Annotated in this window: 14 protein-coding genes and 1 pseudogene; 4 read left to right on the top strand and 11 right to left on the bottom strand. The window is 63.4% G+C overall.

Annotated elements, in window-relative coordinates; translation table 11 throughout:
• The first annotated feature begins 87 nt into the window (after nucleotides 1–87).
• Together VGP39_RS17755 and VGP39_RS17760 are read left to right on the top strand one after the other, a co-directional pair.
• Nucleotides 88–1,281, top strand: a complete 1,194-nt coding sequence (locus VGP39_RS17755) for a CgeB family protein (RefSeq protein WP_327569408.1) — start codon at nucleotides 88–90, stop codon at nucleotides 1,279–1,281.
• Entirely contained in the window at nucleotides 1,278–2,063 is a 786-nt protein-coding gene (locus VGP39_RS17760) for a class I SAM-dependent methyltransferase (RefSeq protein WP_327569409.1), read from the top strand. Before VGP39_RS17755 ends, VGP39_RS17760 begins: the two co-directional genes overlap by 4 nt.
• 5 nt (nucleotides 2,064–2,068) lie before the next feature.
• On the opposite strand, the gene VGP39_RS17765 is transcribed toward VGP39_RS17760, so the two are convergent.
• The 4 genes from VGP39_RS17765 to VGP39_RS17780 all read right to left on the bottom strand — a co-directional run bounded on the left by VGP39_RS17765 (nucleotide 2,069) and on the right by VGP39_RS17780 (nucleotide 6,321).
• Nucleotides 2,069–3,103 (bottom strand): hypothetical protein, encoded by a 1,035-nt coding sequence (locus tag VGP39_RS17765; protein WP_327569410.1) that lies wholly within the window; start codon nucleotides 3,101–3,103, stop codon nucleotides 2,069–2,071.
• Nucleotides 3,100–3,579 carry an FdtA/QdtA family cupin domain-containing protein gene (locus tag VGP39_RS17770; RefSeq protein WP_327569422.1) on the bottom strand — a complete coding sequence of 160 codons (480 nt, stop codon included), beginning with the start codon at nucleotides 3,577–3,579 and terminating at the stop codon, nucleotides 3,100–3,102. Before VGP39_RS17770 ends, VGP39_RS17765 begins: the two co-directional genes overlap by 4 nt.
• An 88-nt stretch (nucleotides 3,580–3,667) precedes the next feature.
• Nucleotides 3,668–4,765 (bottom strand): DegT/DnrJ/EryC1/StrS family aminotransferase, encoded by a 1,098-nt coding sequence (locus VGP39_RS17775; protein WP_327569411.1) that lies wholly within the window; start codon nucleotides 4,763–4,765, stop codon nucleotides 3,668–3,670.
• 98 nt (nucleotides 4,766–4,863) lie between these two features.
• Nucleotides 4,864–6,321, bottom strand: coding sequence for a hypothetical protein (locus VGP39_RS17780; protein WP_327569412.1), 1,458 nt, complete (start codon nucleotides 6,319–6,321; stop codon nucleotides 4,864–4,866).
• A gap of 282 nt (nucleotides 6,322–6,603) precedes the next feature.
• Between VGP39_RS17780 and rffA the strand changes: the two genes are divergently transcribed.
• The gene (gene rffA, locus VGP39_RS17785; protein WP_327569413.1) at nucleotides 6,604–7,746 is read left to right on the top strand and encodes a dTDP-4-amino-4,6-dideoxygalactose transaminase; all 1,143 of its coding nucleotides are present in this window, start codon (nucleotides 6,604–6,606) and stop codon (nucleotides 7,744–7,746) included.
• A gap of 17 nt (nucleotides 7,747–7,763) precedes the next feature.
• Here the strand turns inward: rffA and VGP39_RS17790 are convergent, their stop codons facing one another.
• Nucleotides 7,764–8,879, bottom strand: coding sequence for a hypothetical protein (locus tag VGP39_RS17790; RefSeq protein ID WP_327569414.1), 1,116 nt, complete (start codon nucleotides 8,877–8,879; stop codon nucleotides 7,764–7,766).
• On the opposite strand from VGP39_RS17790, the gene VGP39_RS17795 reads away from it, so the two are divergent.
• The gene (locus tag VGP39_RS17795) at nucleotides 8,869–16,443 is read left to right on the top strand and encodes an autotransporter-associated beta strand repeat-containing protein (protein WP_327569415.1); all 7,575 of its coding nucleotides are present in this window, start codon (nucleotides 8,869–8,871) and stop codon (nucleotides 16,441–16,443) included. The two genes, VGP39_RS17790 and VGP39_RS17795, sit on opposite strands and share 11 nt — an antisense overlap.
• Before the next feature lie 84 nt (nucleotides 16,444–16,527).
• Here VGP39_RS17795 and gspM read toward each other — a convergent pair whose 3' ends face one another.
• The 6 genes and pseudogenes from gspM to VGP39_RS17825 form a co-directional block, all read right to left on the bottom strand.
• Nucleotides 16,528–17,088: a type II secretion system protein GspM gene (gene gspM, locus VGP39_RS17800; protein ID WP_327569416.1), complete on the bottom strand. Its 561-nt coding sequence runs from the start codon at nucleotides 17,086–17,088 to the stop codon at nucleotides 16,528–16,530.
• Nucleotides 17,085–18,140 carry a PilN domain-containing protein gene (locus VGP39_RS17805; protein ID WP_327569417.1) on the bottom strand — a complete coding sequence of 352 codons (1,056 nt, stop codon included), beginning with the start codon at nucleotides 18,138–18,140 and terminating at the stop codon, nucleotides 17,085–17,087. The genes gspM and VGP39_RS17805 overlap by 4 nt, the downstream gene beginning before the upstream one ends.
• Nucleotides 18,137–19,051: a type II secretory protein PulK gene (locus tag VGP39_RS17810; protein WP_327569418.1), complete on the bottom strand. Its 915-nt coding sequence runs from the start codon at nucleotides 19,049–19,051 to the stop codon at nucleotides 18,137–18,139. The genes VGP39_RS17805 and VGP39_RS17810 overlap by 4 nt, the downstream gene beginning before the upstream one ends.
• A complete protein-coding gene (locus tag VGP39_RS17815; protein WP_327569419.1) occupies nucleotides 19,051–19,761 on the bottom strand; it encodes a hypothetical protein in 711 nt (236 codons plus the stop codon). Before VGP39_RS17815 ends, VGP39_RS17810 begins: the two co-directional genes overlap by 1 nt.
• A complete protein-coding gene (locus VGP39_RS17820) occupies nucleotides 19,758–20,162 on the bottom strand; it encodes a prepilin-type N-terminal cleavage/methylation domain-containing protein (protein WP_327569420.1) in 405 nt (134 codons plus the stop codon). Before VGP39_RS17820 ends, VGP39_RS17815 begins: the two co-directional genes overlap by 4 nt.
• Nucleotides 20,140–20,247 (bottom strand): annotated as a pseudogene (locus VGP39_RS17825) (type II secretion system protein GspH); the annotation flags it as partial. The gene VGP39_RS17820 and the pseudogene VGP39_RS17825, both read right to left, overlap by 23 nt.

Consider the following 20,247-nt stretch of genomic DNA (forward strand, 5'->3'; position numbering starts at 1 on the left):
CCATTGAGTCGCGATGACAACGGCGATCAGCCGGAAGCAAGATCGATGACGATGATTCACGCATCGAAACTAACGAGCCACTAGTTCATGCGGATTCTCGTGCTCAACGCGGACTATCCGCGCTTCCTGGCCTGGTTCTATCGCCGCCAGAGCGGGCTCGAGGACGCCGCTTACGAGACCCAAATGGCGGCGCGCAACGCGACCCTGTTTGGCGTCGCCGATTTTTACTCGAGAAATTTTGCGGCCCTAGGACATCAGGCGGCGGAGATCCACGTCAACAACCCATGGCTGCAGGCGGCGTGGGCGCGCGAGCACGGCATGGCATTCGAAGCTCCGCAGCCGCCGGGCGGCGCCGAGCGCCGGGAACCTCCGCGCTGGCTGCAACGCGCAGCCAAGCCGTTCAAGCCACTGCTGCGGCCGCTGGCGCGCAGGGTCGGATTAAGTCCGCGGCTCGACGCCCAGGCCGAAAAGATCCTGCTCGCCCAGCTCGAGGAATTCCGCCCTGACCTCATCATCAATCAGGATATCTTCCATGTCGACACCAGCCTCATGCGGCGCATCAAGAGCATCGGCGGCCCGACGATAATCGGTCAGGTTGGAATCCAACCTTCCCGGGGCGAGGACTGGGATGTCTACGACCTGATGATTTCGCAGCTGCCGACAACGGTGCGATCGTTTCGGGCCCTGGGCGTGCGGGCGAAACTGAACCATCTCGCATTCGAACCGGCCATTCTCGACGCCCTGCCCCAGGCTGCTGCGACGGATATCGAGGTCTCGTTTGTCGGCACCGTGTCGGTCGACCACCAGCAGCGGATCGCGTTGCTGGAGGCGGTCGCCGGGCGTTACGATCTCAAACTGTGGGGCAACCGTCCCCAGGCTCTTCCCGCCTCGTCGCCGCTGCACCGTTGCTTTCAGGGCGAGGTATGGGGAGCGGACATGTATCAGGTGCTGCGGCGCTCGCGCATCACGCTGAACTCGCATATCGACCTTGCCGGCAGGGAAGCCGGAAATATGCGGCTGTTCGAGGCGACCGGGGTCGGCGCTTTTCTGCTGACCGACTTCAAGGACAATCTGGATACGCTGTTCGCTCCGGACCGGGAAGTCGCGGTGTGGCGTTCCATCGAGGACTGCCTTGACGTTATCGGCCGAACCATCGGCGACGACAATGGCCGCGCCGCAATCGCGCGCGCCGGTCAGGCCAGGACTATGGCGCAGCATACCTATCGCCATCGCGCCACCGAAATCCTCGGCTTCGTCGAAGGCGTGCGAGCAAGCGGATGAAGCTTCCCCGTCTCGTCAGGCAGATCGGCAAGCGCGTCATCAAGGCTACGCCGATCCTGCGGCGTCAGGTTCTGAGCTCGACCGACTATAGGGTGCTGAGCGGCTTGGAAGAAGCGCGCGGCCTGACCGCCTCCTCCGGCGGATGGCTGGCCGCGCGCACCGTGGCGCGGCAGGAGCGCGCCTATCAAGGCCTGATCGCCGCCATGAAGCGCGGCGAACCGCGCCTCGATTTCAAGGTCGCGGCGGAAGCCGTTGCCGCAACGGGGCTGGCACACCCGCGGCTGCTCGAAGTCGGCTGCGGCGGCGGCTACTATGCGGACGTGTTTGCCACGCTGCTTCCCGGCAGCGTCCGCTACACCGGTATCGACTATTCGGACGCCATGATCGCGCGCGCCCGCGCACGCTCGCCGTCAACCGCCTTCGAGGTTGCCGATGCGACCAAACTGCCCTACGCCGACGGCGCGTTCGACATCGTCTTCAACGGCGTGTCGCTGATGCACATCATCGGCTATCAGGCCGCGATCCGCGAGACCGCGCGGGTTGCGGCGGGCTACTGCGTCTTTCATACCGTGCCGGTGTTCCACGATCATCCGACCACGTTCTTGCGAAAATACGCCTACGGCGCGCCGGTGGTCGAAGTCGTCTTCAGCAAGCAGGAGCTGATGCAATTATGCCGGGATGCCGGATTGCGCCTCGAGCGCGAATGGCCCAGCATTCCATATGACGTGTCGGAGGCGACCGGGCATCAATCGACCACCGAGACTTACCTGTTCTCGGTGTGAGCAGGCTAATACGCCCTGCCGCGAAACACAAAAAATGCCCGCCCGGTGACGATGTCCAGCAACTGGAATGCCCGACCGCCGGCATTTCGCACCTTGCTTTTGAGGTATTGCCCGACATCGAGGATCGCCGATCGGCGATGCGGCTTTGCCACGGAGGCCTGCAAGATCGGATCGACCGCTTGCTCGATCGCGAGCAACTCGTCGACATAGGGCTTGTAAATGTGATCGCGCACGTCGCCGGAAAAAGGCGCGCGGTAGACACGGTGGCTGTTGAAAATAAACCAGCGCAGTCCTTTTCGCAGACCCTGAAAGTGGAAAAATACCAGCGGATGAACCGCATCGATCAGCACCCGGTTGCCGCGAAAGTCGACCCGGTAATTGCCGATATTCCAGGGCGCAAGATTTGCCCCGATGTTCTCGATGATTTTCACGCGCGAAAACAGCCGCGGGAACGAATCGAGGTAGCCCTGGTCGGCAAAGCGATCACCCTCGACGACGTCATGACACCACTCGATGCACTTCTCCCGCCACCATTCAATGACGGTGATGCCATCCGGATCGTTGCGGGCCCCTACCCATCCGACGTTGTAGGTTCCAAACTTTCGCAGCCTCGCAAGACTGGCGGTGTAGCGATGCGGAATGATCGCGACCGCGGCATCGTGCAATTCCGCGTAGATGACCCCGGGCGGCGCAAAGAAAAACAAATCGCCGTCGAGATAGGTCACCCACTCGGCTTCGGCTTCCCGCCCCAGCACGAAACGCATCCAGGCCGGCGTGCAGGTGAAGTAGTATTCGATGATGCTGCGGCTGGCCCGGGTCGCGGCGACCTCCGGATCGGCCGCTTCAAAATCCGCAAGCCGAACCGGAACGACGTCCGGCAGATCGAGCGCCGCGAGGGCCTGGTGACACACCTCGCTCAGGCAAAGCACCCATAGGCGCGATCCCGGCGCGTGGCGCTGCAGCGAATGATGGAGCGCAAGCCCACGCGACAGGTAGTTGTGATCGAAGTAGGTGCAATAGACGCGATCGGCCATTGTCACGCAGCAGCGCCGGCAGCTTCGAGAAAGGCGCCGTATTCGCGGATGTAGTCGTCCGGATCATAAAGTTCCGAGGCAAACACCAGCAATGCCGCGTCGGCGCTGTATTGCCATTGCCTGCCCCAGATCATGGGAGGAACGTAGAGTCCCATGCTTGGCTTGTCCAACACGACTTCAAGGCGGCTTGCTCCATCGTCGACCGTGACGCTGCAATGACCATAGGCACAGATCAGAAACTGGTGACACTGCTTGTGGGCGTGCTCGCCGCGGATCTCGCCGGAGGGGACGCCTGAAATGATGAAATAACGCTTCGGGCGAAATGGAAATCCATTTTCGAATTGCCCGACCGTTAGATCGCCACGGGGGTCTTTGACCCAGGGAAACTGATAGATATCGACTCCCCGCACGCCGGTGGGCGTGGTGCAAACCTTGGTTTCACCGGGCCCCGACTCTACCCTGATCGGATTTTGCTCTGGCATATTCACCCTGCGCGTCCGGCGTCTGAAACTGCACCGGCAATTCAACGGCGTCGGCACGATAAACGAGATGGATAGCCGAGTACATTCGCTACCAGGCGTTTACAGCGTCGATGACCCCGCTGATTTCCTCTTCTTCCATTTCGGAAAAACATGGAAGGGTAACAATTTCCCCGGCCAGACGTTCGGTTTCCGGCAGCTCAGCGAAGCTGCAACCGGTGTAGGCCGGCTGCCGATGGTCCGGTATCGGATAGTGAATGTCCGAGTCGATCCCGTGCGCCTCCAAATGCCGGCGCAATCCGTCGCGATCTTCGCAACGTATGACGAAGAGATGGACCGCGTTGTCGGCGCCGAAATCTTGCGGGCATTTGACCCGCGCATGCTTGATTCCATTCGAGTACCTGCGCGCGATGGTACGCCGATCTTCGTTCCAGCGATCAAGATGCGGAAGTTTAGCCAACAGAAGCGCCGCCTGGAGTTCGTCGAGCCGGCTGTTTCGCCCGCCTGCACGGCTGACTTGATACTTCTTGCTCCATCCGTATTGACGCAGCATGCGAACGCTTTCGGCTATCCCGGCATCGCTTGTCATCACCGCTCCGCCATCGCCGAGCGCGCCGAGATTCTTCGTCGGATAAAAGCTGAAGCAGCCGGCCGCGCCGAAGCTGCCCGCAGCCCTTCCGTTCCGGGTGGCGCCGTGAGCCTGGGCGCAGTCCTCGATAACGGGAATCCCGAGCGGCGCGCAGATGGCGGTGATCGCCTCGATGTCGGCGAGACGGCCGTACAGATGCGTCACGATGACGGCCCGTACGGCGTTTCGCGCGAGTTCCCGCTTCAGCGAAGCGATGCTCATCAAGTAGGTATCTGGAACAACGTCCACATAGAGCGGGCGCGCGCCGATAGCATGGATCGACGTGCTGGCGTAGAAACCGGCATTCGCCACGGTTGCGACGCTGTGGCCCTCCTCAACCCCGACCGCGCGCAACGCGAGTTCGATCCCGTCGGTTCCGTTTGCCACGCCGACCGCGTGCGGCACGCCGCAATAGGCCGCGAACGCCTTTTCGAAATCCGCGCCTTCCGATCCAAGCACGTACCAGCCCCGATCCATCACTCGGTTTGCTGAACGCACAAGCTCCTCGTGAATCAGCCGGTTCTGCCGGACGAGGTCGTTCAGCGGGATACGCCGGTTCATTTATCAGCGTCTTTCAGAGTGCGGAAAAATACTCTCGCTTGACGAGGCAGAGGAAATGCCATCCATTTTGACGGGAGGCAAGCCCCGACGCGCGTGCGTTAGCGCGGGACCGCCGCAATCAGCCGCTCGCGCAAATCTCTTCTCAGCAGCGGGCTCGCAACGACAGCTGCAATCATCAGCCAGAGCGCGCATTCCAGCACAAACCGCGGCAGTCCCTCCCCAGGCGCCAACGACCGGATAACCGTTCCCAAACCCCATCCGCCGAACGTCACGACGGCCATGACCGCAGCCAGAAAAACGATGTGGCGCAGCGGCTGGTGAAGCGTCTGCCTGATAATGATGACCCCCAGCAGTCCGAACTGCACCAGCAAATCGCTCGCGACGATGGCGACTGCGGCACCCAGCGGTCCCATCGGCCGGATCAGCACAACCGACAGTATCAGGAAAACCGCAAGCTGCAGTCCCTTGGTCCGCGCCACCAGTTTTCCACGATTGCTGTAATTGGCATAACCGAGAGCCAGAATTGACGGCGCGATCACGCTGGTGCCGATCAGCAGCGTAACCGTAAGCAACGGATCGTAGGGAATGGCGCCGTGGGTCCAGAGCGCAAAGAAATCCGGCCAGAATGCCAACAGCGCGGAAACCACCAGACTGGTCAGCACGGCCAGAAATGCCGACCCGCGCGCATAGAGGTTGCGCAGCCGCTCCTTCAGGCCGACGGCGTAGTCGTGGCCAAGCTCGGCAGCCAAAGGAAGCGTGGTCTGAACGCATAGCGCCCGCAACAGGCCAGCGACGACGCGGGTGAGACCCCATTGCGCCACGGCCACGCGGTCGGACACGAAGGCGCTGACCAGCAGCACCGGCAGGTTGAGCAGCGCCAGTTCCGTTGCGTTTCCGACGACAAAGGGTGCGGCGATGCGAAACTGGCCGATCACCCAGGACCAGGACTGCCTGGCCCGCGCGCCGCGCAAGAACGGAAACAGCCGTGGCGCATCAATCACGAGAAAATACGCCGAAACAGCCAGTTGAGTCGCCACATAGGCAATGGTTACCGCCAGCAGGCTTCCGGTGGCGACCACCGCAGCCAGCTGACCGAGCTGCGAGGCCAGCATGGCCGCGCTTTGAATCTTCACCGCACGGCCATACAAGCCGCGCGCCCGATAGAGTGCCGAGGTGAGATTGTTCGGCAGGGTCAACACGATGCCAATGGTCATGACCATGAAGGCCGCATCGAAATGCGAGGTCGCCTCAAATCCCAATGCGGCGGACGCGGGCAGAAACTGCGCCGCTGTCAGCAACAACACGACGAGCAGTCCGACCAGCCCGAAATAGACCCGCAGCATCGCGGCATAAAACCGGGCGGTACGGCCGTCGCAGTCGACGCTCGATTTGAACCCGAGAAACCGGTTGATGGCGCGAAACTGCAGACCTGCATCAGCGATAAGGACGAGATTTCCCGCGGCGTAAATGGCAAGCCAGGCCGCCAGCACGTCGCTGGTCCAGAAATGCAGAAACACAGGAACCAGAGCGACTTGCTGCGTGATCCCCAAAATCATCTGCACAAGATTCGCGGACCACCCGGCGAACAGTCGTCGCGCGCGGCTTGGGCCCGAAACCGTCATCGGCACCACCGCATCGACGCGCGCATCAACCGGACAAAGGTCAAGGTCGAAATCCCTCGTGCACCCCAAGCGGCTACCAGCCAAATGCGGGGTTGTCGATAGTTCAGCGGCGCGGGACGGGCTTGACGGCGGGTCGCGATAGGCCACCGTTGATTCACGCAGCAAAAACCGCCAGTTTGTATCGACGGCCATTTGAAAAGCCATAGAGTTGGAAAAGTGACGACCGAACCGATACCGTTCAACTGGCCTTACTCGACCGGCGACGAACTCGTCTACGCGGCCGAGGCGCAACGCAATCGCCATCTTTCCGGCGACGGCGCCTTTACGAAGCGCTGCCATCGATGGATCGAGGAGCGAACCGGCTGCGCCAGGGCGCTGCTGACGCACTCCTGCACGTCGGCACTGGATTTGGCCGCGCTGCTGCTCGACATCGAAAGCGGCGACGAGGTTATCCTGCCGTCCTACACGTTCGTGTCGACGGCGAACGCCTTCGTGTTGCGTGGCGCGGTTCCGGTGTTTGTCGATATCCGTGAAGACACCCTCAATCTGGATGAGCGGCTGATCGAGGCCGCGATCACGCCGCGCACGCGGGCGATCGTGCCGGTGCACTACGCCGGCGTTTCCTGCGAGATGGATTCCATTGTTGCGATCGCCCGGCGCCACGATCTGTGGATTGTCGAGGACGCGGCGCAGGGAATCATGGCGGGCTACAAAGGCCGCGCGCTGGGCGCAATTGGCGACCTCGGTGCGTTCAGTTTCCACGAAACCAAGAACATCATTTCCGGCGAAGGCGGCAGCCTTCTTGTCAGCGATCCCGATCTGGTTCCGCGGGCCGAGATCATTCGCGAGAAGGGAACCGATCGCGGCAGCTTCTTTCGCGGCGAAGTCGATAAATACACCTGGCAGGATGTCGGCTCGTCGTTCCTGCCGGGTGAATCCACCGCGGCATTCCTGTGGGCTCAACTGCAAAAGGCGCAACAAATTACCGACGCGCGGATCGCGACCTGGCAGCGCTACCACGAAATGCTCGCCCCGTTCGAGCGGCAAGGTTTGCTTCGGCGTCCGATCGTGCCCGCCGATTGCCAGCATAACGGGCATCTGTATTACATCGTTCTGGCGCCCGACATCGATCGTCAAAAAGTTCTCGATGCATTCAAGCGGAACAACATAGGCGCGGTGTTTCATTACGTGCCGTTGCATTCATCCCCGGCAGGCCTGCGCTTCGGGCGCGCGCATGGCGATCTTTCGCTGACGACCTCATTGTCGCAGCGTTTGATCAGACTGCCGATGTGGATGGGCCTAAGCGAAGCTCAGCAGCAGCGGGTGTGTGAGGTTTTGGGCACGGCCGTCAAAAAATAACTGTTTGGAACGGCTGTTTAGAGCCCGTCCGATTCGCCGTTCTTCGGCGTGGAACGGGGAACGAAGGGAGCATAATTGCCGTCGAGCGCGCCGATAGCCGCTGGCATAGGTGGGGGCGCACCCGGCATTCCGGGAGAGCCCGGACCGTCCTGAGGCTGAAGCTCGAGGACTTCGGTCTGCTCGTCTTTTTTCAGGGTTACTTCGCGTCGCAGGACAGAACTCAGCACCCAACCCGCGTGAGTGTCCCCCGTCCGCAAGCGAACGATCTTCTGGTTGGTGCGATCAATAAAAACAGCTATGGCGTCGCTGTCGCCGACTACCGCTCCGATCAGCGCAAGGGCCGGTCGCTCCGGCTCGGCCGGCTTGCTGGCGACGGGCACAATTACCGGCTCGATGCGCGGCCCGGCCACCGCGCGCGGCGGCGGACGCCGGGAGGCCGAGAAAATCGGGCGCTCCTGCGTGGCCGTCAGCACCGAGAGCGGCACCGACCATAGCGGGTTGCCGCTAACCGGAAGCTTGCCGGTATCCCGTTTCTGTCCCGCCAGCGGTTTGAGGTTGCCGACTTCTACCCGCTCGGGAGCCCCGGTAACCTCGTTCGGCAGGATATCCAGCGTTGCCGACGTCGCCGCAAGGGACACGGGTACCCGGCCGGCCGTCAGGATCAGGCTGGAAAGCAGAGCCAAACCGATAATCTTGGGCACCTCGACCATTTTCTTCCTGTAGCCGGCGCAGGCAGCAAGCGCCGACACCCGAACGGCTCTGAGCCTAGCCGCAACGGCCGCCGCCATCAACGCACGAATCAGAGCAGCTGCCTGCCGCGCCAACCCGCCGCACGCCGACACGTCGAAGCTTACGCCGGATTTGTTCTGCAACCTCAACGGATTGAAGGTGTTGCGGCTGGGACACGGCCGCTCGCAATACGAGCAAGCTTCTCCCAGACCTCGCGTTAAAGTGGCAAGTTGCTTTGCAACGCCTTCCCCAGCCGTGAGATATCGCCACCGGGATAATGCGGAACAGCCACCATGGGCTGGGGTGGGTTTGGACGAAATGACCGAGTTGCAGAGGTTGTCTGAAAGCAACCGTTCGGCGATACACACATTTCCCTGGCAAACAGCCCTGTTTTTGGTCGCCATTGGCATCGTTTCGTCATCGGCGCAGGCCCAGGACGCAACCTGGAATTTCGCCCCGGGGTCGAGCGACTACAACACGCCCGCCAACTGGACACCCATGGCGGCTCCGATCGGCCCGTCCGGCACCGCGTCGTTCGGCGCATCCGGCACGACATCGCTGACGTTTTCCACCGGCACGACGGTCGATACCTTCCAGTTCAACGCGGGCGCACCAGCCTACACGTTCGGCCTGAGTGGCCATTTCCTGGAGTTCACCGCGAACGGCATCGTCAACAACTCGTCAAATGCACCGACGATCAATGCTTTCGGACTGCTGCAATTCGATAATACCGCGACGGCGGGCAACGCCATCATCAACAACACGCCGGGCTCGACGACTTTTACCGGCTTCAGCACCGCCGGCACGGCCACCATCACCAACAGCGGTGGCCTCTTGTCATTCACCGATTCCAGCAACGCCGGCAGCTCGACCATCACCACCAACGCCGGCAGCCTCACGCAATTCTCCGCCAACAGCGACGGCGGCAACGCCCGATTCGCCACCAATGGCAGCGGCATCGTCGACTTCTCCAATACGGCCGGATTCGACGGATTCAACATCATTACCGCCGGCTCTATCGCCGGTTCCGGTCGATACTTCCTCGGCAACAACATCGTGCATGTCGGCGGCAATGGAGATACGACGACCGTCAGCGGCGTGATCAGCGCGTGCGGCCCGACTGGAAACGAATGCAGCGCCGCCTCTGGAACATCGGGTGGCTCCCTATTCAAAGAGGGCACCGGCACGCTGACCTTGAGCGGAGTCAATACTTATACGGGCTCCACAGTCGTGAATGGTGGCACGTTGCTGATCGCCGGGGCTGGCACGCTGGGGGCCACCACCGCGCAGTTGCAAGTGCTGGCCGGTACTCTTGATCTCGGCGGCACGACCCAGGTCACCGGCGAGCTGTCGACGTTCGGTGGCTCGATCGTGAACGGCGCCCTCAACAGCACGGCCTACACGCTGGCGGGCGGCTTTATCTCGGCCAACCTGACCGGCGGGGCAGTAACGCAGGACGGTCTCGCTACCACCCTCTCAGCCGCCAACACCTATACCGGGGGCACCGTAATCAACAGCGGCACGCTGGAGGCTGCGCATGCAAGCGGCGGCACCATCGACGCCCTCAGCAGCGGCACCATCACGGTAAACAGCGCGGGAGCATTGCGTTCCAGTGTGAACGGCACGCTCGGCAACGACATCACGTTCAATAATGGCTCGCTCTCGGCCGCTGCCGGCACCACTCTCACCCTGACCGGCGGCATATTTCTCAATTCTGACCTGGATTCGGTGACGACATTTGGCAACTCGACTGATACGGGAACGGTTTTGGTCGACCCAACGGGCATCAGTGCAAGCAGCAGCGCGTCCATCGTGGTCGGCGGCGGCACGTTGCGGGCGGGATCCTTCCAGTTGGGCAGCGCGCTGGGCACGATCCAGTCAACCGCGGTGAACGCCGGGGCGACGCTGGATCTCAACGATTTCAGCGCCGCAATTCATAACCTCGGCGGCGCTGGTTCGGTCGTGACTGGCACGTTTGGGAATACCAATCTGTCGCTTGTTGTGGACCCCGCAACCAGCTCCGAGTTCTCTGGAGTTATAAGTGGGGCGGGGACGGTGAGCGTCACCGGCGGCGGAACGATGATTCTGTCCGGTGACAATACCTACGGCAATGGCACCCCGATCATGGCTTCCACGACGCTGCAGATTGGCAATGGCGGAGCGACGGGCTCGATCGTTGGCGACGCCTTGAATGGCGGCACGCTGGTGTTCAACCGCTCGAATACCATCACGTTCGCCGGCGTGATCAGCGATTTCAGCGGCGACGGCCCCGCCAGTGCCGGAAGCCTGGTCCAGAATGGCACCGGCACCACCATCCTGACGGCCAACAATACCTACACCGGGGGCACGACAATTAACGCCGGCACGCTACAGCTCGGCAATGGCGGCACGACTAGCTCGATTCCCGGCAACGTTCTCAACAACGGCACTTTTGCGATCAATCATTCCGACGCTTTTGCGTTCGGTGGCGTGATCTCGGGTACCGGCGCATTCCAGCAACTCGGCGCCGGCACCACGACACTGACCGCCGTTCAAACCTACCAGGGTTCGACCACGATCAGCGCCGGCGTACTGGCATTAACCGGCAGCGCCGGCATCGCCGCTTCGAGCGGCGTGGTGGCGAACGCCAAGTTCGATATTTCCGGGCTATCGGCCGGCACCTCGATTACAACCCTGTCGGGCGGCAGCGCCGGCACCGTCGCGCTCGGAAACAACACGCTGACCCTGACCAATGCAGCCGGCGCCTTCGCGGGCGTGATCAGCGGCGGTGGCGGTCTGGTCAAGCAGGGTAGCGGCCTGTTCATCTTGTCGGGCGCCAACGGCTATACCGGTGCCACAACGGTTGCCGACGGCAACCTGCGCGTAAACGGATCGGTCGCAAGCCCCGTTACCGTGCAGTCCGGCGCTACGCTGTCAGGCATCGGCTCGGTCGGCGGTCTGGTAACCGTTCAGTCCGGCGGCACCTTGTCGGCAGGGCAAAGCCCGGGAACGATCACGCTCGGAGCACTGAACCTCGATGCCGGCTCGACGTCGGTCTTCGAACTGGGTTCGGCCGGTGTGGTTGGCGGCGCGACCGACGATCTCGTCAACGTCACCGGCAATCTGACGCTGGGCGGCACCTTGTCGGTCAACGCACCATCGGCCGGCTATTACCGGCTGTTCAACTACGGAACGCTGACGCCGAGCAACTTCGATACCATCACCGGCAGCAGCAACGGCACTCCGGTGGTGCTGACCAACGTTGCGAACCAGGTCAACCTCTCGATCGCAGCGGCGGGCCAGCGCCTCCAGTTCTGGGATGGCGCCGACCAGACCGGCAATGGTGTGGTGAATGGCGGCACCGGAACCTGGAACGCGACCAATACCAACTGGACCGGCGCGCCCGGGCAGGCCGCCACCAACGATCAGTGGCGCAGTTCGGTCGGCGTGTTCACGGGTACGGCAGGAACCGTCACGGTCGCGGGCGCCCAGGCATTCGACACGCTACAGTTCAGCACGACGGGTTATGTGCTCGATGCCGGCGCAGGCGGCCAGCTTCAACTCGCCGGCCTGTCCGGCACCGGCACCATCAACACCGACAATGCCGTTGTCGCGACCATCAACGCGCCGATCGTCAATGGCAGCTCGCAAAGCCTGGCCAAGGTCGGCGGCGGCACGCTGATCCTTGCCGCCGCGAATACCTATACCGGGGGCACGACGATATCCGGCGGCACGCTGCAGCTCGGCAATGGCGGCGCGGGCGGGTCGATTGTTGGCGATGTCATCAATAACGGCACTTTCGCGATCAACCACTCCGTTGCATTCATTTTCGGTGGCGTGATCTCGGGCACCGGTGCGTTCAACCAGATCGGCGTCGGCACCACCACACTGACCGCGCTCGAGACTTACAGCGGCCTCACCACCATCTCGGCCGGTACGCTGGCCCTGACCGGAGCGGGCAGCATCGCGAATTCGAGTGGCGTCGTTGCCAACAGCGTGTTCGATATTTCCGGCGTTGCCGGCGCCGGTACGTCGGTCAAGTCGCTTTCAGGCTCCGGCAGCGTCGCGCTCGGAGCCAAGACGCTGACGCTGTCAAATGCCGCGGGCAATTTCGCAGGCTCCATCGGCGGCAGCGGCGGCCTTACGCTTGCCGCGGGAACGCAAACCCTGTCCGGCGTCAATGGCTACACCGGAGCAACCACGATCACGGCCGGCACCCTGGCGCTGGCCGGCGCCGGCAGCATCGCGAATTCGAGTGGCGTCGTCGCCAACGGCGCATTCGACATATCAGGCCTCTCGGGCGCCGGCACCTCGATCCAAACCCTGTCCGGATCCGGCAGCGTCGCGCTTGGCGCCAAGATCCTGACCTTGACCAATGCGTCCGGTAATTTCGCCGGCGCCATCGGCGGCACCGGCGGCGTGACCCTGCAGAGCGGTACCGAGACCCTGTCCGGCGTCAACGGCTATGGCGACTTGACCACCATCGCCGCCGGAACACTGACGTTGAGCGGTGCCGGCAGCATCGCCAGCTCGAGCGGCGTACTGGCCAACGGCACGCTCGATATTTCCAGCGTTGCCGGCGCCGGTACCTCAATCAAGTCGCTGTCGGGCTCCGGCAGCGTCGCGCTGGGTACCAAGACGCTGACGCTGACCACTGCGTCGGGCAATTTCGCGGGCGTCATCGGCGGCACCGGCGGCTTCACGCTGGCGGCCGGCACCGAGACATTGTCGGGCACGAACACCTATACCGGCGGGACCACGATCTCGGGCGGCACGCTGAACATCGCCGCCGGCGGCAGCATCACCTCCAATGTCAACAACACCGCCACCTTCAGCAATGCCGGGACGGTGACGGGAAACCTGTTCAGTAACGGAACGGCAAGCAATACCGGCACGATTACCAATGGTGTTACCAACGTTGGCGGGACGACGACAAACAGCGGCACGATCAACGGCGGCGTTTCCAACAGCGGGGCCGGCACGCTGAATACTACTGCAACCAGCGTTATCGCCGGCGGGCTGATCAACGCCGCAACGGTGAATGCGCAGGGCCAGATCAACGGCCCGATCCAGAACAACACCAACATCCTTAACGTGATCGGCGATCTGTCGAGCGACGCTACGCTCAGAAACGGAAGCAACGGAACTCTGAACGTCAACGTCGGCACCTATACGGTGACGGGAGCGGTGACCAACTTCGGCGTGGTCAATGTGGCTGCCGGCGCAACCCTGACGGCGACGGCGGCGGGAATTACCAACGGTCAACTCGGGAGCGGGATCACCAACAAGGGCACCATCAACGGCGCCTTGACCAACAACGGACAAGTCAGCAACGACGGCACTTATAACGCAGATGTGACGATTGGCGGCGCGGGTGGCATCGTCAATAATGCGACCGGCATCTGGAATGGCAATCTGACCGCCAACCTCGGCCTCAGTCACACGACCAACAACGGAGTCTGGAACGGCAACGCTCAATCGAATGACGGCACCATCAACAATAACCTGATCTGGAACGGCACCATTTCGAACATCGGGACGGTGCAGGGCAGCTTGGCAATTTTCAACAACAACGCCGCTGGAACAGTGTCCGGCCTCGTGACCAACGCGGGCACGACAACCAACAGCGGTGCGCTGAATGGTGGTTTGTCCAATATTGCAGGGACGACGACCAACAGCGGCACCATCAACGGCGGGGCAACGATCCGTGGCGGTACGCTGAACACCAATACCGCGACCAGTGTCCTCAATGGCGGCCTGACCAATAGCGCCACGGTCAACGCGGCGGGTATCGTGAATGGCGCCATCGCCAATAATGCCGGCATCTTCACCACGACCGGCACGCTGACCAGCAACAGCACCTTCACCAACGCCGCGGGCGCTACGCTGGCGATCGGCGCCGCGACCTATACTCTGCAAGGTTTGCTCACCAACAGCGGCGCGCTGACGGTGGCGAACGGCGCCACGCTCGATGCAACTACAGGCGGCGTGACCAACAACGCCGGCGGCAGCATCACGGTTGCCGCCGGCGGCACGGTGAAGGACGATCTCAACAACGCGAGTACCGTCGTCAACAACGGCGCTTACATCGCCAACGTCGCCACCAACACCAACGCTGGCAACATTAGCAACGCCGCCACCGGCACCTGGACCGGCAACGTCCTCGGCAACACCAACGCTATCACCAACAGCGGCGTCTGGACCGGCAACGTCGCCTCGAACGCCGGCACGATCAGCAACAACCTGACCTGGACGGGTACAGTGTCGAATGCCGGTGCCTTCAACAACAACGCCGGCGCGACGGTGTCCGGCCTGCTCACCAACACCGCCGGAACCACGGTGAACAACGGCGCGCTCAACGGCGGGGCCAACGTAAGCGGCGGCACGTTCGCAGGTTCGGGCACGGTTACGAACCTGACGGTTTCCGGCGGCATATTTGCGCCGGGCAATGGCACGCCGGGTTCATCGATGACGGTGGCCGGCAATCTCGCCTTCCAATCCGGCGCGATGTATCTGGTTGCGCTCAATCCGGCGACGGCGTCATTCGCCAGCGTCGGCGGGACCGCGTCGCTCAACGGCAGCGCAGCGGCGGTCTATCTCGCCGGCAATTACGTCTCCAAGAAATACGCCATCCTCACCGCGGCCGGCGGCATCAGCGGTACGTTCGGCCCCCTGGTCAACACCAACGTGCCGGCGAACTTCACATCGAGCCTGAGCTGCGACGCCAACAACGCCTACATCAATCTGACGCTGAACTTCGTCCCCAACCCGGCGCCGAACTTCGGCAGCGGCCTCAACGTCAATCAGCAGAACGTCGCCAACACCCTGGTCAATTTCTTCAACAGCACTGGCGGCATTCCTCTGGCGTTCGGCGCACTGACACCCGCGGGACTGACGCAGGCGTCGGGCGAGCTTGGCACGGGCGTCATCGCGTCGTCGATCAAGGCCAACGACATGTTCCTCAATCTGCTGCTCGATCCGTCGGTGGCCGGCCGCACCGGCGGTTTTGTGTCGAGCCCCGTGGCGTCGCAGTTCGCGGCCGACGATGAGGCGCTAGCCTACGCGGCCAACCGCAAGGCCTCGTCCGCCGAGCGCGCGGCCTATGCCCTGGCGACCAAGGCGCCCTATCTCGCGCCGCAGCCGGTCAATCGCTGGAGCGTGTGGGGTGCGGCCTATGGCGGGTCGGCCACTACCGACGGCAATACGACCGTCGGCTCGCACGACACCACGGCGCGCGCCTACGGCGTGGTCGGCGGCGCGGATTACAAGGTCTCTCCGGACGCACTGATCGGTTTTGCGCTGGCAGGCGGCGGCACCAATTTCTCGATTGCCAGTGCGCTGGGCAGCGGCAACTCGGATTTGTTCCAGGCCGGCGTGTTCGGACGGCAGAACATCGGCGCGGCCTACCTTTCAGGCGCGCTGGCCTATGGCTGGCAGGACGTCACCACCAACCGCACCGTGACCATCGCCGGCGCCGATGTGTTGCAGGCCCGCTTCAAGGCCGAGACCTTCTCGGCGCGGTTCGAGGGCGGCTATCGCTTCGCAACGCCGCTCGCCGGCATCACGCCCTATGTCGCGGCGCAAGCGGTCAGCTTCAACCTTCCGGCCTATGCCGAACAGGTGCTGGCCGGCATAGGCACCTTCGCGCTCAATTACGGCGCACAGACCACCGCCGCGACCCGCACCGAACTTGGACTTCGCGGCGACAAATCATTCGCGGTGCAGGACGGCATCTTCACGCTGCGCGGCCGCGCGGCCTGGGCGCACGACTACAACAACGACCGCGCGGTGACGGCGGTATTCCAGACTCTTCCCGGCGCAGCCTTCGTGGTGAACGGCGCGCGCGCCAATCCCGATGGCGCGCTGGTCAGCGCCGGCGCCGAGATGAAATGGTTGAGCGGCTTCTCGCTCGCAGCCACCTTCGAAGGCGAGTTCTCCGGCAATGTCACCAGCTATGCCGGCAAGGGCGTCGCCAGATATACGTGGTGATTTCCAAAGCTTAAGATGCGTTACGAGGGTTCGCCGAACGGCTTGCGGCCGGCTTGAGGCGAACCCGGGGCAATTTCGCCATATTTACTTGCTGCCCTGCCATTGGCCGGAAACCCCTAGAACTACTCGGATTTTTCCAACTCCGCCTTCGTTCGCCGCGGTGGTTTGCGGCACCTGGACATCGAGTTGGTCGACGAACAGGAACGGCATGCCGACCTCCAGATCGTAGAGCAGTTTTTGCAGCGCAGGCTGCTCCATCTCGCAACTCACCAGCAGGCCGACAAAACCGTCCTTGGCCTGGGTGCCCAGCACGTCGACCTGGGATGACTGGATGGTGCCGCCGACATTGCCGACGGCTGCGGCGACCCGTTGCAGCAGCGTGGCGCCGGCCACCGTCACCGTCGGTCCTTCCAGGAACGGCGTTCCCGGAGGGGCCAGCGGCGAGGTACCGGCGCCGCGCGCCCTCCGGCCCTGGAGCTGGTCCAGCAAGTCGGAGGTTTGCGCCAGCGCGCGCTGGTGATCGAGGATGTTCGCGACCGCCATGCCGGCCATCGCGAGCAAGCCGCCGATCACGACGACATAGAGCACCACCGCGATCAGCGGCGAGCGCGTCAGCGTGCGGGTGATGGCCTGGGCGGTGCTCATGGGACGGCCGTGTTCTTCGGTTCGATCCGCGCTTCGATATGAAAGCGCTCGCCCGGATCGGAAGACGAGCGCGTCGTCGGCGCGTAGAACGTGGCGCGGGTAAAATGCTGCGACTGTTCGATCAGCGGAATCAGCGACGGCGCGTCGCGGGTGATGCCGACGATCTGCAGCTTGTTGCCGGCCAGATGCAACTCGGTGACGTAGGTATGGTCGGGAAGCACTCGCGTCAGCGCATCGAGCACGATGACGCTTGCCGGCGTTTCGTATTTGCGGCGCTCCAGCGCCGCGATCGGCGAGCGGTCGCCACCATCGCTGCTGGCGCGGATGGCGGCGCGGCGCTGCGAAATCTGCCGCGCCAATTCGTCTTCCTGCGCGCCGAGACTGTCGGCGACGTAGGTCGCCGCGATCACCGCAAGCAGCGTGCCAACCGCCGTTGCACCGAGGCCCGCCAGCAGCGCGCGACTCAAACGTGCTGCGTCGAGGTGGCCGCGGGCCTTTTGCTCGAATACCTTGACCCGTCCCGCGTTGCGCTCGGCGACATCGGTGCAGACGGCAACGGCGGCGGGGTGAAATATCAAAACCGCCTGAACGTAGGTCATCGCCACCTTGCGGGTCGTTGCCGCGATCACCGTGGTGATGCTCTCGGATCCGCTCTCGATCGGAGGACTGCAGCCGAATACCGCCTCGCTGGCGCTCCACGGGGTCAGGCGGTCGATCTGCGCGCGGACGATGCCGTCAAGGAAATCCGCAGCGCGTGCCGGCAGTTCGAGCGGACGGAACAGGAAACGTTTGGGCTGAAGCACGATCTCGACCCGGCTCCCCCGGAACATCGCCGCCAGATTGGGCGCGGACAGGCTGCCATCGGCGAACGCAATACGCGCCGGCAAGTTTTCGGATTTGCTGGCCGCCTCCACCGCGAAGCCGCCATTGTCCTGTTCGATCAGCCTGATGACGCGCGGCGACGACACCCGATCGAACGCGGCGATCATTAACGCGGCGACGCTGTCGGTCCAGCCGCGGAAGAACGTACCGATCGTTTGCAGGAACTTCATCGTAAAGCGGCCCTTTGCGGCGCCGTAGCCCCATCGGAGGCGTTGCGCCACGACAATACACGATAAGGCTCATCGCCCTCTTCAAGAAGCAGGATTACCACCTCCGCGGCGGTCCGGCGGCCGCTATCGAAATCGATTCCGACCGTCATCCGATAGGCCCTGGATGCCGCAAGCGTGGCCCCCTCCCCGCCGACCAGTCCCACCAGGGAGCGCGGGTCGGACCGCGGATCGCTGCGCTGCGACAACACCGCCTGCAGGCGTTCCGGCGTCATGCCCGGCAACGCCGCCACTACTTGCGGTGCAGCGTCCTGGATATTGATCGAAGCCATATTGCTGAACGCGGTGACGAAGGGAAGCATCCGCTCGACGACCGCAGGCGGGATGCCGCGCACCAGCCACAATTCCTCGGCTGCTGGAAACGGAGCATGGCGCGGCGCGTAGGCGATTCCCGCTGTACGATAGGACGAGGTTTCCGAATCGTCCTCGCCGGCTTCCGAAGGCGCGCGCCAGGCCAGAATGCGATCGGCATAATTGGCGGCATTGGCCGGCGCGCTGCCGAGCCCGATGATGAGACCGGCCAGCAACCCCTTCGGCGCGGCATTGAGATCGATGCGCGCCGCCTCCGACCGGAACGTGACGGTAACCCGCGCCGCGCCCATCCTGGCATTGAACGTTCCGCTGCTGGGGCGAGCCTCCGCCCCGACCGCGGTGAGTTGATATGCGGCGAGTTCGACCCCGGCGGTCACCAGCGCGTCAGCTTGAATCCGGTCGGTGCTTGCGGCCACCACCACCGCGGTGTTGGTGACGAAGGTCAGATAGATCAGCACCAGCGCCGACAATGCCGCGAGAATCCAGAGCACGGCGACGACGATGAAGCCGCGGCTGGTTCGATCGTATCTCGGCAGCAGCATCAGAGCTGCTCCTCTTTTTTATCCTTGTCAGCGTCCGGCTTCAGCCGCGCCGTCAGGCATTGCACGGCGCTCTTCGCCCGCGCGCATTCGGCCGGCGCGTCGACGTGTACGACCGCGGCGCTGGAGACCGAAAGCACCTGTCCGGTCGCAACATCGCGGACATTGATGCGGATCATGTTCGGAAGCTGCCTTTGCCCGCGCCACTCTTTTTGCCAGACCTGATCGGACCCGGCATAGGAAAACGACACGCGAAACGGGCTGCGGATCAGCACGACCTGATCGGCGAACCTGATCTGCGCATCGGCCGGCATCGGCACGAACGGCGCGCGCTCGCGCACCAGCGCCAAACCCTGGTCGTCGGCCTTCTCGATCAGCCGGATGATTTCGAGGCCCGGGCGCGTGTTGGGACCGACGGCGGTGCGCACGAAGGTGACCGACAACTCGGCACCCTCGAACAACGGCGCCTTGGCGTCGCCATTGATCGGCATCATCTCCGCGACCGCAAAATCCGCGGCGATGCGTTCGAGGCCGATGGCCAGCCGCTCGGCGCGCTGCACGCGCGCCATGCCCCTGTTCCAGTTCGGCAGCCACTGCGCCGTCACCGTCGCCAGCGCGCCCAGGATCACGGTCATCAGCAGCGTGGCCATCAGCACTTCGATCAGCGTGAAGCCCGCTTCACCAGCCGCCGCACGTCGCGCCCGCCCGCTCACTCGGTGGTCCTTGGCACAAGACGCACCGTGGTGACCTGCATCGCCGGTCCGCCGGGCGACTGCAGCCGAACGGCGACGGCGAGCGGCACGAAGCGGCCGGTCTGCGGCGCATCGGTTGCCACTGCGACGTTCATCGGTGAGACATCGATGCGCCAGCGATGGCCGGCCAGTTCGCCGGACTGGCGCCCGGGTTTCAGCAGCGTGCGCGACGGCAGCGCCGCGAGCAGCGTCTCGGCGGTTCCACCCAATGCCAGGCGCTGGTCGATTCCGCGCGTTCCCTTCACGGTTGTTGCGATCACCGTACCGATCGACCCCAGCACCGCGGCGACGATCGCCAGGGCAACGAGAGCCTCGATCAGGGTGAATCCTGCAACGCCGTTAGAGCAGCTTTTTCTGGACAATCTCGACGCCTCCGGTCAGCCAGTTGACGCGAACCTCATAACCCATCCCCGGCCGCGCCAGCGCGATGGTGCCGCCGCACGACAT

Source organism: Bradyrhizobium sp., assembly GCF_036009065.1.
GTDB lineage: Bacteria > Pseudomonadota > Alphaproteobacteria > Rhizobiales > Xanthobacteraceae > Bradyrhizobium.

What these genes read in the sequence shown, in the direction of transcription:
- gspM (WP_327569416.1), bottom strand. Translation starts at nt 17,088, where the DNA reads ATGAGCACCGCCCAGGCCATCACCCGCACGCTGACGCGCTCGCCGCTG.
- VGP39_RS17810 (WP_327569418.1), bottom strand. Translation starts at nt 19,051, where the DNA reads ATGCTGCTGCCGAGATACGATCGAACCAGCCGCGGCTTCATCGTCGTC.
- VGP39_RS17755 (WP_327569408.1), top strand. Translation starts at nt 88, where the DNA reads ATGCGGATTCTCGTGCTCAACGCGGACTATCCGCGCTTCCTGGCCTGG.
- VGP39_RS17770 (WP_327569422.1), bottom strand. Translation starts at nt 3,579, where the DNA reads ATGCCAGAGCAAAATCCGATCAGGGTAGAGTCGGGGCCCGGTGAAACC.
- VGP39_RS17805 (WP_327569417.1), bottom strand. Translation starts at nt 18,140, where the DNA reads ATGAAGTTCCTGCAAACGATCGGTACGTTCTTCCGCGGCTGGACCGAC.
- VGP39_RS17775 (WP_327569411.1), bottom strand. Translation starts at nt 4,765, where the DNA reads ATGAACCGGCGTATCCCGCTGAACGACCTCGTCCGGCAGAACCGGCTG.
- VGP39_RS17780 (WP_327569412.1), bottom strand. Translation starts at nt 6,321, where the DNA reads ATGATTTTGGGGATCACGCAGCAAGTCGCTCTGGTTCCTGTGTTTCTG.
- VGP39_RS17790 (WP_327569414.1), bottom strand. Translation starts at nt 8,879, where the DNA reads ATGGCGACCAAAAACAGGGCTGTTTGCCAGGGAAATGTGTGTATCGCC.
- VGP39_RS17760 (WP_327569409.1), top strand. Translation starts at nt 1,278, where the DNA reads ATGAAGCTTCCCCGTCTCGTCAGGCAGATCGGCAAGCGCGTCATCAAG.